The organism is Longimicrobium sp., assembly GCF_036280135.1.
In the GTDB taxonomy this organism is placed as follows: Bacteria; Gemmatimonadota; Gemmatimonadetes; order Longimicrobiales; family Longimicrobiaceae; genus Longimicrobium.
Genome location: NZ_DASURI010000919.1, coordinates 1 through 3352 on the forward strand (window position 1 = coordinate 1; position 3352 = coordinate 3352).

3 protein-coding genes are annotated in these 3352 nt (G+C 70.2%); all 3 read right to left on the bottom strand.

What is annotated here, in order from left to right; genetic code table 11:
• Positions 1 to 15 precede the first annotated feature (15 nt).
• Positions 16 to 561, bottom strand: coding sequence for a DinB family protein (locus tag VFZ20_RS29635; protein WP_329687577.1), 546 nt, complete (start codon positions 559 to 561; stop codon positions 16 to 18).
• 249 nt (positions 562 to 810) lie between these two features.
• Positions 811 to 1914 (bottom strand): aldo/keto reductase, encoded by a 1104-nt coding sequence (locus VFZ20_RS29640; protein WP_329687578.1) that lies wholly within the window; start codon positions 1912 to 1914, stop codon positions 811 to 813.
• A 598-nt stretch (positions 1915 to 2512) separates the two neighbouring features.
• The coding region (locus VFZ20_RS29645; protein ID WP_329687579.1) for an amidophosphoribosyltransferase at positions 2513 to 3352 on the bottom strand (840 nt) is incomplete at its 5' end.

The following is a 3352-nucleotide window of genomic DNA, read 5'->3' on the forward strand; positions in this document are numbered from 1 at the left end:
CGTGAGAAATCTTTTTTACGCCGCGTCCGCGACAGTGGCCGCGCACTCCCGGATCTGCGCCGCGTGCCGCGCCTCGTGCCCGCCGATGGCCACGCCCCACTGGTAGACGTTCAGCGTGCCCAGCGCGGGGTGGGGAAGCTCCACTGTCTCCAGCGCCAGCCCCTCCCCGGAGGCCAGCGCCTCGCGGGCGGCTGCGTGCGCGGCGTCCAGCAGCGCCCACGCGTCCCCATAGCGCACGTCGGGCGAGGGGTGCGCGCGCTCGGGCGCCTGCCGCGTGTACGAGCGGTCGGTGAGCTTCGCCAGGTCCTCCTCGCGGATGATGGAGCTGGTCTCCGTCTCCGGCCCCACGCCGCTGGCGCGCGCCTCGGCGATCTTCTGCCCGATCAGGTGCCCCACGAGCCCTTCCACGCGCGAGACGTGCTCCACCACCTGCGCCACGGACCAGCGCCCGGGTTCCGGCTGCCGCTCGCGGTCGGCCTCGGGGACCGCGTCCGCCGCGGCGCGGAGTGCGGCGTACTGCTCGTCGATGAAGCTCAGCAGCTCCTGCATGCGCGGGTGCATTCGTGGAACTCTCCGGTGTGGATGAAACGTGAAGCGGATGGCGACAATCTACACGCCGCGAGTCCACGATGCAGCCACCCCTCCGTTGCCGTTACCGTTGACTCCGTTGGCCGCAGGCCCCGTGTGAGAACGCCGTTCCCCGGCCCGGGATGATGCGGGCACCGGGGCAGGATGCAAAAGAAGCAGAGTACCGGGGTACTCTGCTTCCTCTGCTCCCTCTGCGTGAGAATGCAGTTGGGGGTTCCGCGCTCAGTCCGCGGCGGCCGTCTCCATCGCCTGGGGCGCGCCGGGGAAGCCGTCGTCGGCGTAGCGGTACACGGGGCCCAGGGGCTCGCCGTCGCGTACCATGGTGCCCTTGTAGCGCATGTGGTCCTCGTGCACGCCAAAGTTCGAGCGCTGCAGCTCCGCCACCTTCGCCAGGTCCTCCGCCGTGAGGTCCGGCAGGTCGCTGGCGGCCGCGAACTCCTCCAGCTGCTCCAGGTTGTAGATGTTGGGCAGGGTCGTCATCACCACGGGCGAGGCCAGCAGCCACTTGAGCGCCGCCTGGCCGATGGTCATCCCGCGGCCCTCGTGCAGCCAGCGCAGGGCCTCGAGCTTCTGCAGGCCGTTGGTGAGCCACGAGCGCGGGCGGTGCCGGCGGTGGTCGTTCTTGGCGAACTCGGTGTCCTCGGTGTACTTGCCCTCCAGCATCCCCGACGAGTGCGTCACGCGCACCTGGATCCCCGTCACGCCCGACTGCTCGGCCGCTTCCGTCAGGATCTGCCCGGGAAAGGGCTCCAGCACGTTGTTGATGAGCTGCAGGTTGCGAACGCCGCGCTTGCGGATCAGGTCCAGCCCCTCGAACAGGTAGCCGTTGGACGGGCCCAGGGCGCCGCCCCACGCGCGGATCTTTCCCTCGTCCTGCAGGCGCTGCAGCGTCTCCCAGATGGCGTCGTCGGGGACGTGCTCTTCCTTGGTGTTGTGGTAGCTGACGATGTCGATGACGTCCGTGCCCATCCGCGTGAGCGACTCTTCCACGGCCATGCGGATGAAGGCGGGGTCGGCGCTGTGCGGGATCTCCTGCTGGCCGCGGCGGGCGTCGCGGTGGTTGTACCAGTCGTAGCCGATCTTGGTGGTGATGGTGACCTTGTCGCGCCGCCCGGCGAACGCCTTGCCCAGGATCTCGTCCGCGCGGCCGTTGCCGTAGGTGTCGCCGCTGTCGAACAGGGTGATGCCCATGTCGTGGGCGCGGTGCAGCATGGCGATGGCCTGCTCGTCCGTGAACTCGCCCCACCAGCCGGCGGCGAGCGTCCACAGGCCAAAGCCGACTTCCGAGGCGCGGATGTCGGTGCCGGGATAGGTGCGATACTTCATCGAGCCACTCCTTGGGGTCGGGCGCGAGGTCAGGTCAGCGACCGAAAACGAAAGTCGATTGTCGTCAGCGCCGGGTGATCCGGCGGGTGTCCGGCAGATTGCACGTTCCGCGGCGTCACGGCAAGTCGGCCGATGGCGGACGCGCTGTGGGGGATTTCCTCGCGCGAGGCGGGTTCCGTCCCGAGGACGCGTGAACGGAGCTCGTGCGCGGAGGATGGTTCGCCGTACGGGCGAGGGCCCCCTCCCCCCGACCCCCCTCCCCCGCTTCGCGGGGGAGGGGGAGAACTGCGGTCGCGGGTGGAGGGATCGCGCCGGCGGCAACCCGCCCCTCCCCCGGCCCCTCCCTGCTCGTTCCTCGCGGAGAGGGGAGAATTGCATCGCGGCACGGGCTCGATGCCGTCCCGCGCGGAATTCGCTCAACGCACGGCACTCGCCCGGGACGGACCCGTCGGCGAAGGCCGACATCACGTGTTCGGTGCCGCGATTTCAATCGCCGGGGCTGGGTGCCGGCCCCATCCGCCCGAGCCCGTCTCGCCACCGATCCGCGATCCGCCGATGCCAATCTGCCGATGCCGGTCTGCCGATGAAATCCGCCCGGTCAGCAGTGCGAGCTCATGGCCAGGCCCTCCTGCGCGTCGACCAGCGGCGCGCGGTAGTCGCCCGTAAAGCAGGCCGTGCAGTACGTCTCGCCGTTCTCGCGCACGCTGTCGATCATCCCCTCGGGCGACAGGTAGCCCAGCGAGTCCACGCCAAGGTACTCGCAGATCTCGTCCACGCTCTTGTCGCTGGCGATGAGCTCCTGCCGCGTGGGCATGTCGATGCCGTAGAAGCACGGCCACCGCACCGGCGGCGACGCCAGGCGAAAGTGCACCTGCGACGCCCCCGCCTCGCGCAGCATGGCCACCAGCGCCCGGCTCGTGGTCCCGCGCACCAGCGAGTCGTCCACCACCACCACCCGCTTGCCCTCCAGCACCTCGCGCACGGGGCTGAACTTCATCCGCACCTTGAAGTCGCGCCCCGTCTGCGTGGGCGTGATGAACGTGCGGCCCACGTAGTGGTTGCGGATGAGCCCCAGCTCGAACGGAATGCCGCTGCGCTCCGCGTAGCCCACGGCGGCGCTGTTGGCGCTGTCGGGCACGGAGATCACGATGTCGCCCGGCGCGGGACGCTCCTCCGCCAGCCGCCGGCCAAAGGCGCGGCGGGCGCGGTCCACCGTGTAGCCCCACAGCTTGGTGTCGGGCCGGGCAAAGTACACCAGCTCGAAGATGCACGGCTGCGGCTCCGCCACGAACCTGGGAAGCCGCGTCACCTGCTCGATCTCGCCGCCGCGGATGCGGATGAGCTCGCCCGGCTCCACGTCGCGCACGTAGCGGGCGTGGTTGATGTCCAGCGCGCAGGTCTCGCTGGCCATCATCATCCCGCCCCCCGGAAGCGCGCC

Coding starts and splice junctions, on each gene's coding strand:
- VFZ20_RS29640 (WP_329687578.1), bottom strand. CDS start 1,914: ATGAAGTATCGCACCTATCCCGGCACCGACATCCGCGCCTCGGAAGTC.
- VFZ20_RS29635 (WP_329687577.1), bottom strand. CDS start 561: ATGCACCCGCGCATGCAGGAGCTGCTGAGCTTCATCGACGAGCAGTAC.